This window comes from Patescibacteria group bacterium, assembly GCA_041661625.1.
Classification (GTDB): Bacteria; Patescibacteriota; Patescibacteriia; order JAHIZJ01; family JAHIZJ01; genus JBAZUB01.
The window spans coordinates 281,747-297,255 of record JBAZUB010000001.1; the positions used below are offsets into that span (position 1 = coordinate 281,747).

Here is a 15,509-nt window from a genome sequence, read left to right on the forward strand (position 1 = left end):
TAGTTTTCACTTAGGTAATTTTTTAAACCGTGACACTTCTTTACCATTAATTACTACGTTCTCGAAAAACATCTTTTTGGGTCGCACCCAGAGGGCGTTCGGTCCGAATTCTTCTGAATCACGAAGATCGCGGTAAACAACTAGCTCCTCCAAAGTTTCGCTATGGTGCGCGATACCGATTACCTCGCACTCGTGGCCCTTGTAATGTCGATAACGGCCGGATATCTGTGTCTCCATGGATTATGGTCTTTTATATGAGGCTATATAAATCGCTCTCGAAGGGAGCATCATTCCTTCTTCCTTATATATTACTTCTTCCTTAGTCCCGAAATAGCACCGACTCTTTCCGATAGATCCGGCTGGAAATATATACGGCAGCCAGCGCCACAATTATCAGTGAGGCCAGTGTCAACAGTATGTGTGATAATACGAATTGTCCAATCAGCACCTCTTTGAACAGCAGCACGGCATTAACCACTGGGATGGCGAAAAAACCAGCCGTTGGGATAAACCCAGGCAGTGTATTGACTAATACGACCGGCAGGATGACTACCAAATATGAGGGGCCGATGTAACTTTGAGCCTCCTTGTAGCTTTTGGCGAATATGGCAACCGATAAATTCATTGCGGAGAATAACAGCACCAATAGTACGCTCACGCCTAACATCAATAATATGGCTTGGGGCTGTAAGTTGAAGTTAAAACTGCTGGCTGCCGATCCGGGTGCGGCCGAGGTGGTACTAACACCCGTAAACAAATCGGCGCCGCCAAACACAAATACCAGATAAAGGCTGGTCAGGGCGATAATTACTGACATTAACGCTGCCGTGGCGACCGCGAAAAACTTGCCAAAAACGACATTCATTCGCCGCACTGGCGTGAGTATCAGTGCTTCCAACGTTTTGCGCTCCTTCTCCCCCGCCGACACATCCACCGCCATATACTGACCGCCGATTACTGACCACATGACTATGAACAGCGGCAAGAGAAAACCTAATCCGAATCCACCCAGCTCTTGCGGCGTGGCCGATTCGTTCAGTTTCAGTTGAATGCCGTTTTGAATATTGGCATTTATGCCGTTTTGTGCCAGTCGGGCGTGTAACAAACTTTGATTGTACAAGGTAGCGACCGCATTCACACGCGCGAAGGCGGTGGAAGATTTGGAGTTGAGCGAGTTTTGATACGTTTCTATTACCACTGGTTGTAATTGATCCAACGCGCCATTCATCGTGGTGGGTAGCGCCACCGCCAGGTCTACCTGGCGTTCTTTAGCGGCCAGACTCGGATCGCTATTTAATGATATCACATCGGTTTTATTGATAGCTTTCAATTGATTAACAAAATCTGGCGCGGCTGACTCGTTTACAATACCGATTTTTACCGGCTGTTCGTTAGCTTGCTTGACTTGATACTGCACCAACTTACCCATGCCTATGATTATCAACGGCATTAGCAACATCGGCATAACGATCGATGATAGCAGCGTCCGACGATCGCGGATATTATCACGCAGCTCTTTTTTCCAGATGGCTAATATTTCTTTCACCGGCGCCTCCTTACATAGTATTTATTAAACATCAATATGAATACCGCCACAACAATAAATAGATACCCGAAGCTTCTCTGTGTTTCAAGTTGCGGCAAAATTTGGAAAAACAGATGTGCTCCAGCTAACGCAATTATTGCCGCTGACCAAATCCACTTTGGCGTTAGCATTAAACGCGACTTCAACGAATTATTATTGGTTATTGGTGCAGATGTTTTTTCAGCAGGCACGTCCTTAATCAATTTGAGGAATGCATCCTCAAGATTCTCGGTTCGCGTAATATTTTCTATGTTGGATACAGTATCATCGGCGATCATTCGACCCTGATGGATAATGGCTACGCGATCACACAGCCGTTCAGCGTCAATCATCTGGTGGGTGGACAAAATGACGCATTTACCCTGGTCTTTGGAGCGTTTCATAAAATTAAGCACTGTCTGCGACGCCAGCACATCAAGCCCGGAGGTCGGCTCGTCAAATATCAGAATATCTGGATTGTGGATAACCGCCCGGGCAATGGCCAGTTTTTGTTTCATGCCAGTGGAATACTTTCCGGCTCGTCGCTCAATAAAATCATTCATTTCCAACAGATCAGAAAGCTCTTTAATCCGTCTTTGTATATCAACTGCCGACATCCCATACAGTTCACCAAAATAGCTCAAATTTTCCCGGCCCGACAATCGATCATAAACGCCGATGTCAGTCGTTAGAACACCAATATGTTTCTTTACCTCTTCCGGCTGTTCATTAATGTCATAACCCGCCACAATTGCGGTGCCGCTGGTTGGTTGCAAAGCGGTGGCAATGGTACGAAGCGTGGTTGTCTTGCCCGCTCCGTTGGGACCCAGCAAACCAAAAATCTCGCCACCGCGCGCTTCAAAATTAACATCTTCAACGGCGGTGAAATCGTGGAACTTTTTTGTTAGGTGCTTGACTAATAGTAGCGTGTCCATGGTATCTGCCGTCTGCCAATAAGCAGTCGTTTCATATTACTAAATAGCCTGTTGCTGGCCGTGTATAACCTGGATCTCTGTTGGCTCCAAAGTGGCCTCAATAAGCTCGGCTTGGATAATGAAACGCTTTAACTTTGCCAGAGCTTGGGTGCGGTGTTCAAGACTATTGCGCAATGACACATCCATTTCAGCAAAGGTCTGATTTTGACCATCGGGAATAAACAAACAATCATATGGCATGCCCACACCAGCCTGACCTCGTGCCGTATGAGTCAAGCATCCTTCGGTGCGACCAGTAAAAACCCATTCCTGCCCGTCCGGCGAAATCAGCGCCACAGCGCTTTCAAAATAAGCCTGACGCCTGTCTTGATTAAGCGCCCGTGTTTGTTTTATGGCATGTTCAATTATCTGTTCCTCATTTGCGCCATCACCCGCCCAACGTGCCGTCAGAACGCCTGGCTGTCCATCGAGTGATTGGATATATAAACCCGAATCTTCAGAGATAACCCATTCGTTCGTGGCATCGCACACTTGCCGAGCTTTGGTCAACGCATTTTCCTCAATGGTCTGCCCATCTTCGTTTATATCTATTTTTATGTCAATGTCTTTTAAGGCCACTAATTTTACCGGCAGATCAGATAATATTTGTTTTACCTCCACCATCTTGCCCTCATTGCGGGTGGCGATAATAATTTTCATATATTTTATCAATAATTGGCTGATAAAGACGCTACCGATGACCGTTGGCCAGAGCTAACCTAGCCAGTAAATATGAGACGGTCGATTCGGCGCCTTGATTTAAATTAACACTTTTCTGACCGACTCCATCATAGCTTCCGCCAGTGGTGCGATCGTACACCACTTGGCCCAGCAGATTGTCTCCCAAAAACCAATAAAACGCGGTAAACATTAGTCGCCGGTATCGATCCTCGCCGGTAATATCATAGGCCAATCGCAAAACTTGTACCATCGCTGATACATCTTCGGGTTGCTGATCAAAATAATGCCTGCGGCCACCGCGCCTATGCCAGCCACTCTGACCGATTGATAGATACATGTTTTCACGAAACGTTTTGCTAATTAGAAATTTTAACGTGCGTAAGCCAGTCGTTAAATATTTTTTATCATTGGTTACTCGGTAACACCAAAGCAGCGCTTCCGGTAGAATCGCGTTTGAATATGTCAACTTCCCCTCAAACCAATCCCAGTCTGGGCGGCGCTCATGCCGGTACCTACGCAAAAGCTGTTGACCGTACTCGTCTAATCTTGTCCGTAATTGCTTAGCACCATTACTTCTTATCAACCAGGCCAGACCGATAATATAGAAAGCCATTGATCGCAAATATGTAAACTTTGGGTCACGCTTCAGATTGGGGCCGAGCATCCGTTTAGCTGACTGACGAATACTTGCTGATAGGGCCTTGGATGACGCTACATATGACAGCGCATAACATGCTCGAGCGTTGGCATCTTGCATGCTTTCTGTGGTATTCCTCTGCTGATCTGGCTGTAGATCAGTCTTGATATAATTGATGAAATTTCCGTCCGGTCGAGCCATTCTTTTCACAAATGATAAGTATGTCTTCAGTAACTTCTGACTTGAAGGACGGTTATTCTGTTCATAATACCGCGCCACAGCCAGCAATGCTCGCGCGTTATCGTCAAGCGTATAGCCAAATTCGGGATCTGGTTCTGACATTTTTGCGAATTGAAACATCCCAATACGGTCGGTCAGCCGATGAAAATGCGATAACCGAATCGGCGGGACATGTTTAAATTCATCTAATATATTCGGAATAAATCGTGCGAATAAACGCGAAAGCGAAACAGCAACATTAGGAAATATCATGCTGCGCGTACGAAAGTAGGCCATTCTACTCATATCGTCGCGCCGTATTTTATCACCAATTAGAGATATAATTGCCTGGGCATAACTCCTTGGCTGACGAAATTCAACCAACATCCCAAGTTGCTGGCTGACAATTTCTCTGGCTTGAGAAAATGGTGTTGTCACAATCGGCCGACCCATACCAAGAGCATAACTCAGAGTGCCCGAAACAGCCTGATCCGGATCCAACGACGTGGATACATAGATGTCACATGCTTCGATGAACTTTAACAACTCCGGACGGCTAAAAAATGTGTTATAAAACTTTACATGGTGCGTCAGATTTAATTTATACACCAATCGAACCAGAGCGTTGCGGTATCGTTCACCTTCCCTCTTCAATACGGCAGGATGAGTTGCACCAACTATAAGGTAGCGGACATTCGGGTACCGCCGGATCACCTGGGGCAGGGCTCTAATGACATATTCTAAGCCCTTGTTTTCACTCAATAATCCAAACGTCAGCAATACCGTCTTGTTTCGTAAACCTAGTTCAGTTTTCACCTTTTCGCATGTGCGATAAGGCTGAGGGTGGACACCGTGTGGAATCACTGCAATTCGTTCAGGCGCTATCCGGTATGTTTCGGTCAATATCTGTTTGGCCCTGTGTGTCATAACAATAATGCTATCACATTCCTGTCCTAAAATCCTTACTATGCGCCTTACTTTTAATATCGGTTTGGGAAGCACCGAATGAAATGTTATCACGACCGGTTTCTTGACATGCCGTACCAGTTCCAGTATTTGCTCTCCCCACTCACCCCCGTATATTCCAAACTCATGTTGTACGCTGACCAGTTTAACACGTGGATCTTTATTCAATTTTTCAGCAGCTGCCTGATAATCTTTAACAAAATCACGTCTAATTTCACCAATCACAATATTCTGATAACGAAAATGCGTAACTGCGCTGGGATTGACTGCGACTACTTTTGATTTCACCGAAGGCGACAACAATTCATCCATGGCAGCGATTACATCCGAAGTAAAAGTAGCAATGCCACAATTATGTGGTGGGTATGTTGACACGTATACAATCCACGATTCCGTTACTGTATGCCGCGAATTGTACGTCTTATATTTATGCTGGCCGTTTGGCATATGTGTGATATTGCGATAACGATGATATATTTTTACGGATGCGGGCTAGTTTTCAATAAAACTTTGTTCGACTCGATAGGTTTATCATTATGCGGGGCCTGGGAATTTATTAGTATACTTAGTAACATTTTATAATTAATCGTCTTGGCTGCGATTAAACGGTCGGCGGCACCATAATACACCGTTACGCGGTCACCTCGCACTATTGCTCCCGTAGGAAAAACAACATTATTTACATCACCATTTATTTCCCATGGTTCAGTCGGTTCGAATAACGGTTCGTTCAGTCGGCCGATCACTTTGGTGGGCTGGTTGATGTCCAGCAATGCTGCGGCAGCCCGATAAACGAACCCCTTACCCGATCGCTCTACGCCATGATATATTAGCAGCCAACCAACCTCAGTTCGTATTGGTGGACAGCCGGCACCAATATACATATTTTCAAACCAATTTACTGGCTCAAGTACCACATGTTTGTTTAAAAAACTGATCTGCTCACGCCAGTATGATTCTTTTAATTGGTCGAAGCTATCAAAATACGCCAACTGAATATCGGGATAAATCCGATATAGCAGGGCAAATTTACCGTTCATTTTTTCCGGAAATAATACGGCGTCTTTCCCCCATAATAGTAGCGGCCTGCGAGCTCCCGGATTTACAAATAAACGTCCAAAAAGATACTCTTCTTTAAAACCCAGTTTCAGAAAAGTACTAATCGCTTCATCGTACGTAATGTTTGGCGATATAATACCGTGCTTTTCGAAATGTATTAGATCGGGGCTGGTAGCATACGCGAACTGTGCGTTTAACCCATCGAAGACCGTATAGGTCAAATAATAGATATTATCGATTTTTACAATCCGGGGGTCCTCTATTCCATGTCGTTCATAGTCATACTCCGGTGCTAAAATTGGGTGGTCCCAGCGCTCGATTACCCGTCCGGCTTTAAGACGGCAGTATCCAATTGACGAATAATTACCCGGCTTAACCGCCCGGTAGTACATATGCGTCACGCCATCAACTTCGATGCATGCCGGGTTCAACACCGCCTGACTCTCGAACTCATGCTTGGTTCGCTCAAGGATGATACCGGCGTTACGTATTTCCATTATATTCGGAAAATATTGGCTGTGACGCGATTAAATTGCCGGCTAATTATAACAAAAAAGGTGTCAGTTGGCAAAACATATATAAAAATATAAAACCCGTCACGTTACCGTTTCGGGTATTTGTCCGCCATTCGATTTAGATCCAATACGTGGCCTCAATCCCCGCACCCTGGATATGGCCATGAATCCGAGTATTGAGCTCGATGCGTAAGTAGCCACTGCGAGCCAAACGCCGCGGATCTGGCCGAGATACGATTTGCAGCTTCGCTCCAGCCTTTACCGTAGTCCAGACGTGACCCGGATCAGTCATCCGACGCAACCGCGGACTGAAAAGCAAATCCGTAGATTCATCGTATGAGAGGCCCGCGTAAGGATTGGTGATCACTCCAGAGTGTGGCAGCGTGCCATACAATGTATACTCGGCCTGCCTCATTCGAGTGGTGGCACCAGCCTTGACGTCCACGATAGTAACCGTCGCCGCGATCCGGCCGAAGTCCTGGGCGTCATAGGCATTGCTCTGTCCCGGAGTGTCGAAGGTTTTGTTGTTGACCACTTGGGTCTGCACGAACGAGCCAGGCACGAACGACTCCATCAGACCGCCGACCATACCCTTGCCCAAAGCCTGACCCCACAGAGTGACAATTCCGAGACCGAACTTGGCTTCGGGCTTGATCCGGCCAATAGCGATAAAGGCGGGGTTTGCCCCCGAACCACTCGGCCCACCATGGTTAACGCAATGAGCTAACCCCAGGCTCCAGGTTGGCCGTTCGGTGTCGAACGTGTACGTGACTCCCCCAAACGCCAGATTGTTCGTGCCAAACGCTACCCTGGCCGCGCTGCCAACCCTTCGCGCCGACATTAGGCGTTTGGAACCTTGCTTAACATATTCCGATCTTCCGGCACCGAGATACAGTCGGTTCGTATTGCCAAAACCGGCATACCCATCAAACTGCCAGGTCCGTTCGGAATCGTGTTCGAGATCGAGGTTGAAAGTGCGCGTGTCGCTGGGTACGTACTTTGGATACACCCCAAACGCCCAGAAGTCGTTCACCGGTTCGCCGCGCTTACGCTGGTACGCAGATCGCTCGCCAGCCAGCTTGAGAGCGAGTGGTTTTCCCCACCACTCTTTCAAAGGCGGGCTAACACCCAGCGATACACCAGTCAACTGAAGTTCCAGGCCTGCTTCTACCGGCACCTTGACTACATTGTTCTGGGCTTCGAAAGCGATCAGAATATCGCGGTTAGGTGCCTGCAGAAAGTACCTAGACTCCCGCTCTGTGACATCCCCCACGTTAGTTGTACTGATGTACCGTTCAAAAGCGTCACCGATGACGACAACCTTGTGCTGATGAGACGACTCTTGAACGGGTAGATCGGATACCGCGTGCTGTTGTGCAAAAACGCCAACAGGCATAAGCAGCATCACGATACAAAGTAACAACCACCCCAGTTTCATCGGCTCCTTCTTTCTCCGTCAGTTTTGACGGGTGCTCCGGCACAACTAACACACTAACCTGAAAACCGCCAATACTTTACCTTATATCTATCCGCGAAGTCAATAGTTTTTTCGCTGGCACAATAATAGCCAGCCGATTTTATTGGATCAACTACAAACCAATGAAAGCCATTATAAAAACCAAAATACACCTTAGCTCTATCGGGGTGGTGAGACTAGCCATGCGTCGCGAATGGTACTGGGCCTGTTTCTTTTGAAGAAACCCACGATCTCAGCGACCCGAACGCTTCGACAACTAGCGTATTTTAAAACATACTGCTGGTCGGGGTGGTGGGACTTGAACCCACGACCTCAGCGACCCGAACGCTGCGCGCTAGCCAACTGCGCCACACCCCGACCAGCAATACGTTATTTTTCTATTAATATAGTACGTAACTAAACCAATCTGACTCACGGTCCCCGCCAGAGATAACGCACCCAAGATAACGAACGTATGGTAACAGATTGTAATAAATTATGGAAGCCCCGCTGAATCATGCGCAATAACTTCCAATCAGTTATTAATAAAAAAGCCCGGGCAGCTAACCAAGGTCTACACCCTGATCAGCTCCCGGGCGGCTTAACCAGTGGACCAGCGCGGTTCCCCGTAGAGACGGCCGGACCAAAGTCAGCGATTCGATTCGAGTGGTTTAGTTGGAAGACTGCTTGGGCCACTCACCCTCTTCGAAGGTCACCAGACGCAGCTTCGACGGATACGCCACCAGTCGACGAACCCTAGCGGTGTGCTCTGGCAACCGCGCTGGCTCGGACAGAATCCGTACGGTCATCAGAATTGGATCACCCTCGACCAACTCCTGACGTTCCGTTGGTCCAACCGGCCCGCAGGGATATCCGTGCAGACGGATCTTGCCAAGCAGCGCATTGACCAGACACGCCAATCCTGCATGGCTGAGTGGACGTGGAATGAATCCATAGGCACCCCGCCTCAGAGCCGCCAGCCGGAGTTTCTTGGTGTAGCGCGGACCATGGGTGGTATCCGTGAAGCACACCGGCGGCGGCGTGAAATTGGGCACGCGCCACAACTCCTGAACCAGTTTGACCCCATCGGAGTCGTCCCAGTCGCTGATGATCAGGTCGGGGTGACTGAGTACGGCTTCCTGCACGGCTTGTAGAATGTTGCCCGCGCTGACCACCTGATGCGGCGCTAGTGCCGCGCATAGACCCATGAGCCGAGCAGGATTCACATCAAAGACCAGAATCTTTGCCATGATCAATTACCTCCTTACGGTAACAGAAACAAGCCTTGTCGCTGTAAAGGCGTAGACGAGATCAATCCTAGATCCCGAGCAGTATTGCAAACCTTGTGCCGGTTACGCTACTGGCTCCCAACAGTCCACGCCTCCAGCTGATTCCTTCATCTGAAAAGACGTTGCATCTTCTCAAACGAAAGAACCAATCGGAAGCTAAGCGTCCATATTATGGACTGTTGATCTTCGCCTCACCTAACTTTCTATATCGCAAAAAGAGCGTCCATCGATGAGACACTCCCCAGTATTTGTGCGTATCCTGCCTGTATTGCCGGTTACGCTACTGGCTCCCAGTGATTCGCGCCAGCCCCGTCCCGCTATTGGGGAACATCGGCCGGTCAAGCGTCCAAATGACGGATCACTGATCGTTGCCTCATATATCGCCTTTTCAAGCGATACGAACCATCTTAGCACCGATCGCAATAGTTGTCAATGGCTAGTGAATCAATATCACGATAATGTCGCTTATATTAGGCAATATAATAGAAAAGCCTCGACCTTTTAACGGGTGGAGGCGGGGGCAGCGGTAAACTTGGCGGCTGCCAGATGGATCTGTTCGAAGTGAGCGTTTCCGCTCGTGTGGGCAATGTCCCGCAGATAAGGAAGATCTTCCCATCCCATCAACGCAGTTACCACCAGTGCCATGACTTCGTCGTAGTGCTCGTGTCCGATTCCGCGACAGGCTATGTATAGGCCATGTCGGGTAACGATACCGCCGCTCCAGACGCCATGCTCGGGAGATCGACATTCCCAGCTGCTGCGATAGCCTGACTTGCCGTGATCTTGAACCCCCCGAAGCATCGCTATCGCTTCATTTTGCCAGATGGGAATCATTTTGGCATCAGCGAAATCACCGATCGTGGCGCTCTGTGTCTGATCGATCGCCCCCGGTTTCCCGGTAATGACTACCACGAAACCGTTGTTTAGCACTAATGGCCGACGGCGCAAAATCGTTCTCGCCAGCCACCCGGGCCCAATCACCCGGTTGTGTCTTTTCAGGCAAGCGAAAGCAATTGTGGCCGGTCTGGCAGCCTGCGTGATGTCAACCCGTGTCAGCGTATCCACATTCCCCTCCTTGTTGTGGACAGCCCTGGGAATATGACCCAGTATTTCTTGGTCGATGTTGCCCCAAACCTATCACGCGATTTACCACCGGTCAATGCTACATAGTATGATAATAATTAATGAATCTGGTTCGGTTACATCTGTAATATCTCTCCATCCTTGACACACAAGACCGGCCAAGCTATACTGCCAAGCTGGTTCTTTGAAAAAGCATCCCCTCTAGCGGTGACGGCCTGTCTTAACATATGAAACGGGCCAATTCCGCTGGAGGGAATCATAGGATCCGGTGTCACTACACCCGGCCTACGCTAGTCCCGTAAGCCAATCCTCACCTTTCAGGCTTGACTCACTAAGTGACAAAGCCATGAGAAACATCTTCCTGCTAGTAGTGACGCTCGTGATCTTGAAACTGTTCTTTCCTACTGTGAGCCACTCAATAGTTGAACTGGTTGAGAAAGTCTTTAATCTGATAAACTCCGCCCTGGCTCACCTGCCGTCTTCTATGCCCAACACCTAGCGTGCTGGCAATAGAGACCCAACCATAAAGGCCCCCACTCTCGCACCTCCTGGGGCTTTTTCTTTTATCGGCTTTCGATAGTGATGCCAGCCTAACCCGCCCTTAAATAGACAACAGTGCTCACCTGTGTATAGCTTGTTTGGTGAAGATAAATTTTTTGCCGTAACTATCTAAACATTATTTGTTTTTTGTTCAAAGTACTTTAGTCGGCACTATAATATGTTTTATATTATTTGTGCTAATATTAGTGCTATTACTTGATGCTGGTTTATATTCCAGATTGATTAGGCTGTAAAATGGACTTAATTTATTGACATTTCTTGGCTATTCCATAAATATCAGCTATAATTACCTAGTAAAAGCTCATTAAGGAGTTATTAATAATTCAAAAAGGAGACGTATGACAGGAAAAACAATGACCAAGTCGCAGCTTTATTCCTATCTAGCTGAGAAGTCTGGTCGCCCAAAAAAGGAAGTTTCAGACTTACTGGATCTGATAGTTGAGACCGCCTATGCGGAAGCCAAGAAGGGCGAGTTTACCTTCCCCGGATTGGGCAAGTTGGTTAAGAAGAACCGAGCCGCCCGCCAAGGCCGCAACCCAGCGACCGGCGCCACGATTCAAATTCCAGCCAAGACCGTTCTGAAGTTCCGCGTTTCCAAGCAAGCCAAGGACGCCATTCTCTAATACAACATCGTATTAACAAAAGCCCCCGGTCTAATGGCCGGGGTTTTTGTTTTGTCCTAATAGTGCAAGTACGATTGGTTATTTCGGCTCAGTGAAATGCCCCGTGGCAAGTTTTATGCCGGACCGCATGGTGTCAGGATAAGCTTTGAATTCTTTTATTATCTTTTTGCCATCGGCTTGAAATATTCTAACTAAGGCTACGTCACCCGAACGCACAGCTACCACAATTTCATCTTTGTTATTATAATCGAAGTCGCCTGCCGCTACGCTGACGCCGCCGCGGAATTTATCGTTGAAGACGAAGTAACCGGGGTTTTGCAGACCTAGCGTACCGTCGCGCCGCAGCCCAAAGAATCTGACATGCGGACCGCCGTTAGATGCCGGAGTGGTCATTAGATCGCCCCGACCGTCGCCATTGTAGTCACCGGTGGCAAAACTCACACCGCCACGAAAATTGGAGCTATAAGCCATGAATCCCAGCGTACGCGACTGCATTTTGCCTTTTTCGTAGCGAAATACTCGTACCTGGGGACCGCCACTGCGTTCGTCGGGCACCACCACCACCTCAGCGCGTCCATCATTTTCAAAATCAGTCACGGCGACGCTGATACCGCCGCGGAATTTTGAGTCATAGGCCAGAAAGTCGCCAATCACCGATTCAAACCGGGAATTACGATAGCCAAAAATACGAATGGTCGGATCGCCTCGAAAGGCTGGCCCGGTAACGATCTCGCCACCTGGTTTTCCATCAATATCTCCCACCGCCACATTAACACCGCCGGTAAAGGTTTTAGGGTAAGCGTAAAATTGATTTATTAGTCGGCCGCCATAGGTGAATATCTTCACGATCGGTTCACGGCCAGGACCCGGACCAACGATAATTTCATCAATGTTGTCGGCGCCCAGATTGCCAACTGCGACATTAACCCCGCCTCGGAATGATTTTTCATAAGCTAAAAATTTCGATATCACTTTACCATTTTGATCGATTACCCGTATTTCCGGTTCGGCTCCGGCATTCGGCGCTGTAACAATATAGGTATCCTGATACAATGGGGTTTCAGTGCCGCCCTGGCCATCTCCCGGCTCCTCGCAAGTACGGCTTTCGCCGGGTTTATTAACAACCGTTCCGCAATTGTTTTGGTCGGTGCAGGTACGTTGCTGGTGGCCATCGGCACAGGCGTACCAATCCGCGCAGGTCCAGTTCTCCTGGCACACCACCGGTTCCGATACGCAGGTTTGGGTATCGGCTGGCTTATTAATCGTCGTACCGCAATCGTTCAGATCGGAAACCGTGCGCGTTTGCTGGCCGTTCACGCAAGCCGACCACTCGCCCCAACTCCACGCTTCGACACAGGCGGTTGTTTTACTGGCAATATTGGACAACGCCGACCAGTTGCCGGACTCATCAACTGTTTTCAGGCCAAAATAATAGGTCGTTTTTGGAGCCAGGCCGGTGATTTGCGTTGATTCGCTATTTCCGGCTGTTTGAGGTGACGGCGGGTTCGATACAGAAGTTGCAGCCGACCAGTTCTCAGAGGTCATTGGCTCCGCAGCATATCGGATATCATACTGCGCCGCTTGTCCCACCGCGCCATCATCACCGGGAGCTGTCCAACTTAACGTCACCGAATTGGATGCATCACTGGATAATACCGAGGGCAACTTCGCCTGTGGCATGGCATATTGCACGCCGGCCATAATAGCCGTTAAAATAGCGATAGCCACTCCAAAAGTAGCCATAATACAATAATAAACCACCAGCCGCTGTGATATTATTTCAGTTCTGGTGCGCTGCGCGACTATTGTTATAGTGGCTTTTTTATTCACTTTTTACCGATTTAGAATTATTAAATAGGTATCAGCAGATACATTATACAACCAAATAGCATAATTAACAAAATAGCACCCAGAGATAAGAGAGCGCCAATTCTGGTGGATGGCTTTTTTTATAATTTGATTATTTATAATGGCTAATATTAGCCTAACTATCTCTTCTTTTTAAATCTCACGGTAAATAGCGGTTCATAGCGATTTGATTCCTCGTCGGTCACTGACACTTCTTCGCCCTTGGTCAATTGATTGATTGACAAATCGCTTAATAACTCCTGATCAGATTTTATATCAAACGCCAAATCCTCCAGACGTCGATACTCCTGTCCCAGATCTTCTTTGACTCGGTCTTCGATCTGTTTCTTTTTTAATTTATAACCGCGCAGTTTTTCCGTCGTTTCCTTATAACTGCCACTAGCCGATAAAGCATCCCGATAGGTATTTCTGATAATGCGCTGCTCTTTCTTGGCTTGTTGAATACGGTCAAATACTTCCTGGAGACTTGACATGGGACAATAAACATTAACCAGACGGGTAGCGTCTGGGATTATTAATCAATATTCTAGCGGCGGTCTTTGCTGGGTGTTGCGGGCGTTTGTTTGTGCGTATTGGTCAACGCGCTCGATCCCAACGAACCGTAGTGTTTGGCCGGACGAAATTCCGCAAACTCTAAGTCAAGCGTTGAAGCCTTCGGTGCTGGCCGGATCGGGCTGTCGGTTGATCTCCGGTCGGGTATTCGACCTCTGGGCCAGCGTCGCCGAGCCGGATTCTCAATTGGATCAGTTTTTATGATTTCGGGATTGCGGGTATATTTTGCCAGCGCTTCTTCTCCCGATGGCGATGACACGGAAAAAAAGGCCATCAGCTGCCGATCGCCTGGCAGCATAGACAACAAACGTTCCATTAGACCGGCGTATCTTGATTCGAATAAACGCTCCGCCTCATCGCAGACAAATACTTTCAACTTATCTACGCTCGTCAATTTAGATTCGAGACAACGAAGGAGGCTGGCCGGCTGTCCGATTATTATGTGTGGTTTGCGCGCTAACCGACGTTTTATCTGATCATCGGACAGACCGTCGACTAACACCAATGTGCGCAATCCGGCTTCACGACCAACTTTTTGCAGAATTGCATCCACATGCGCGGCCAGTCCGGCGAACGGCACCACTACCCAGCCGACACCTTTACGGCGGGCAATGTTCTGGATCATCGGAATGCCAAAAGCCAGGGTTCTTCCGGTGCCGGCGCCTGACAAAGCCACCAGGTCTCGATCCGCCAAGCCGACCGGAATGGCTCGCATTTGAATCAAGGTTGGTTTTTGGAAACGCCTTTTGGCTATGGTTTGTAACAGCTTGGGACTAATGCCGAGTGTTGAAAAACTGGGTTGTTCAGGATTGATTGGTGTAGTCATTGTATAATCGAACGCCGCCGACTGTCCGCGAATTTCCATTGCGTCGGCGCAGTTAAAAACATATTACGGACAATCTCCATGCTACCCGATATGCATCCGACTGTCAATCGTTGGCAGACGTAAATTGAATTCGGGTATTGTTCTGTTTATCACATTGGCTATGGTTTGCGGCCAAACCGCGGAATGATCATGGGCACGCGCGTGGAATATTCGACGTGTTCCTGGCCAAATCGGCGCCGCATGGTACGCTCTTCAACGGCGATCCATATTCCAACCACTATAGTAAGCCAGGCCGCAAACACTAAGATTCTCAACTGCGGCCAAAATAACCAGACCGACCAGACCAACACGATGTCAGCCAAATACATCGGGTGCCGGATACGGCCATATATGCCGGTTTGAACCAGCTGAGTGACCTTCTCGGGATTTAGCCCGGCTTCCGGATGTGCCCGGGAAGCACGAATCATCAAATATATCCAGTTGGTAATGGCTGGAATTAGCAATATGGCAATATACGTGTTCGGTGGAAATACATTATCGGTTGGCAGCCAAACTGTACAGATTGCTGCCGCCACTAACAGTGCCAGCCATAAGACCCAAGGACTAAATAAGTTGGTTTTCATTGTTGGTAATAA

The 15,509-nt window shown here is 48.2% G+C and carries 15 protein-coding genes, 1 tRNA gene and 1 pseudogene; 2 read left to right on the plus strand and 15 right to left on the minus strand.

The window, feature by feature from the left end; all coding sequences use genetic code 11:
* Positions 1 to 6: 6 nt before the first annotated feature.
* The 11 genes and pseudogenes from WC734_01485 to WC734_01535 all read right to left on the minus strand — a co-directional run bounded on the left by WC734_01485 (position 7) and on the right by WC734_01535 (position 10,425).
* Entirely contained in the window at positions 7 to 237 is a 231-nt protein-coding gene (locus tag WC734_01485) for a DUF1653 domain-containing protein (GenBank protein ID MFA6197813.1), read from the minus strand.
* Positions 238 to 319: 82 nt separating this feature from the next.
* Positions 320 to 1,546 carry an ABC transporter permease gene (locus WC734_01490; GenBank protein ID MFA6197814.1) on the minus strand — a complete coding sequence of 409 codons (1,227 nt, stop codon included), beginning with the start codon at positions 1,544 to 1,546 and terminating at the stop codon, positions 320 to 322.
* The gene (locus WC734_01495) at positions 1,543 to 2,499 is read right to left on the minus strand and encodes an ATP-binding cassette domain-containing protein (protein MFA6197815.1); all 957 of its coding nucleotides are present in this window, start codon (positions 2,497 to 2,499) and stop codon (positions 1,543 to 1,545) included. Before WC734_01495 ends, WC734_01490 begins: the two co-directional genes overlap by 4 nt.
* 39 nt (positions 2,500 to 2,538) lie before the next feature.
* The gene (gene rdgB / locus WC734_01500; protein MFA6197816.1) at positions 2,539 to 3,198 is read right to left on the minus strand and encodes an RdgB/HAM1 family non-canonical purine NTP pyrophosphatase; all 660 of its coding nucleotides are present in this window, start codon (positions 3,196 to 3,198) and stop codon (positions 2,539 to 2,541) included.
* A gap of 31 nt (positions 3,199 to 3,229) precedes the next feature.
* A complete protein-coding gene (locus tag WC734_01505) occupies positions 3,230 to 5,353 on the minus strand; it encodes a glycosyltransferase (protein MFA6197817.1) in 2,124 nt (707 codons plus the stop codon).
* Between the two features lie 167 nt (positions 5,354 to 5,520).
* Positions 5,521 to 6,234 carry a hypothetical protein gene (locus WC734_01510; GenBank protein ID MFA6197818.1) on the minus strand — a complete coding sequence of 238 codons (714 nt, stop codon included), beginning with the start codon at positions 6,232 to 6,234 and terminating at the stop codon, positions 5,521 to 5,523.
* Positions 6,208 to 6,612: pseudogene (locus WC734_01515) on the minus strand (pesticidal protein Cry7Aa). The gene WC734_01510 and the pseudogene WC734_01515 overlap by 27 nt, the downstream one beginning before the upstream one ends.
* 121 nt (positions 6,613 to 6,733) lie before the next feature.
* On the minus strand, positions 6,734 to 8,053 hold the full coding sequence (locus tag WC734_01520) for a hypothetical protein (protein MFA6197819.1): 1,320 nt from the start codon (positions 8,051 to 8,053) through the stop codon (positions 6,734 to 6,736).
* Between the two features lie 319 nt (positions 8,054 to 8,372).
* Positions 8,373 to 8,449: transfer RNA gene (locus tag WC734_01525), tRNA-Pro, on the minus strand.
* A gap of 293 nt (positions 8,450 to 8,742) precedes the next feature.
* Positions 8,743 to 9,321, minus strand: a complete 579-nt coding sequence (locus WC734_01530; GenBank protein MFA6197820.1) for a response regulator — start codon at positions 9,319 to 9,321, stop codon at positions 8,743 to 8,745.
* Between the two features lie 540 nt (positions 9,322 to 9,861).
* Positions 9,862 to 10,425 carry a hypothetical protein gene (locus tag WC734_01535; protein MFA6197821.1) on the minus strand — a complete coding sequence of 188 codons (564 nt, stop codon included), beginning with the start codon at positions 10,423 to 10,425 and terminating at the stop codon, positions 9,862 to 9,864.
* 364 nt (positions 10,426 to 10,789) lie between these two features.
* On the opposite strand from WC734_01535, the gene WC734_01540 reads away from it, so the two are divergent.
* A complete protein-coding gene (locus WC734_01540) occupies positions 10,790 to 10,942 on the plus strand; it encodes a hypothetical protein (protein MFA6197822.1) in 153 nt (50 codons plus the stop codon).
* A 400-nt stretch (positions 10,943 to 11,342) separates the two neighbouring features.
* A complete protein-coding gene (locus WC734_01545; GenBank protein MFA6197823.1) occupies positions 11,343 to 11,627 on the plus strand; it encodes an HU family DNA-binding protein in 285 nt (94 codons plus the stop codon).
* Positions 11,628 to 11,705: 78 nt separating this feature from the next.
* On the opposite strand, the gene WC734_01550 is transcribed toward WC734_01545, so the two are convergent.
* The 4 genes from WC734_01550 to WC734_01565 form a co-directional block, all read right to left on the minus strand.
* Positions 11,706 to 13,370 (minus strand): FG-GAP-like repeat-containing protein, encoded by a 1,665-nt coding sequence (locus WC734_01550; GenBank protein ID MFA6197824.1) that lies wholly within the window; start codon positions 13,368 to 13,370, stop codon positions 11,706 to 11,708.
* Positions 13,371 to 13,615: 245 nt separating this feature from the next.
* Complete coding sequence (locus tag WC734_01555) at positions 13,616 to 13,969, minus strand: hypothetical protein (protein ID MFA6197825.1); 354 nt, start codon at positions 13,967 to 13,969, stop codon at positions 13,616 to 13,618.
* Positions 13,970 to 14,022: 53 nt separating this feature from the next.
* Positions 14,023 to 14,874, minus strand: coding sequence for a DEAD/DEAH box helicase (locus WC734_01560; GenBank protein ID MFA6197826.1), 852 nt, complete (start codon positions 14,872 to 14,874; stop codon positions 14,023 to 14,025).
* 158 nt (positions 14,875 to 15,032) lie between these two features.
* Entirely contained in the window at positions 15,033 to 15,497 is a 465-nt protein-coding gene (locus WC734_01565) for an isoprenylcysteine carboxylmethyltransferase family protein (GenBank protein ID MFA6197827.1), read from the minus strand.
* Positions 15,498 to 15,509: the final 12 nt, after the last annotated feature.

Coding starts and splice junctions, on each gene's coding strand:
- WC734_01485 (MFA6197813.1), bottom strand. CDS start 237: ATGGAGACACAGATATCCGGCCGTTATCGACATTACAAGGGCCACGAG.
- WC734_01495 (MFA6197815.1), bottom strand. CDS start 2,499: ATGGACACGCTACTATTAGTCAAGCACCTAACAAAAAAGTTCCACGAT.
- rdgB (MFA6197816.1), bottom strand. CDS start 3,198: ATGAAAATTATTATCGCCACCCGCAATGAGGGCAAGATGGTGGAGGTA.
- WC734_01505 (MFA6197817.1), bottom strand. CDS start 5,353: ATGGATGAATTGTTGTCGCCTTCGGTGAAATCAAAAGTAGTCGCAGTC.
- WC734_01520 (MFA6197819.1), bottom strand. CDS start 8,053: ATGAAACTGGGGTGGTTGTTACTTTGTATCGTGATGCTGCTTATGCCT.
- WC734_01530 (MFA6197820.1), bottom strand. CDS start 9,321: ATGGCAAAGATTCTGGTCTTTGATGTGAATCCTGCTCGGCTCATGGGT.
- WC734_01540 (MFA6197822.1), top strand. CDS start 10,790: ATGAGAAACATCTTCCTGCTAGTAGTGACGCTCGTGATCTTGAAACTG.
- WC734_01545 (MFA6197823.1), top strand. CDS start 11,343: ATGACAGGAAAAACAATGACCAAGTCGCAGCTTTATTCCTATCTAGCT.
- WC734_01550 (MFA6197824.1), bottom strand. CDS start 13,370: ATGGCTACTTTTGGAGTGGCTATCGCTATTTTAACGGCTATTATGGCC.
- WC734_01555 (MFA6197825.1), bottom strand. CDS start 13,969: ATGTCAAGTCTCCAGGAAGTATTTGACCGTATTCAACAAGCCAAGAAA.
- WC734_01560 (MFA6197826.1), bottom strand. CDS start 14,874: ATGACTACACCAATCAATCCTGAACAACCCAGTTTTTCAACACTCGGC.
- WC734_01565 (MFA6197827.1), bottom strand. CDS start 15,497: ATGAAAACCAACTTATTTAGTCCTTGGGTCTTATGGCTGGCACTGTTA.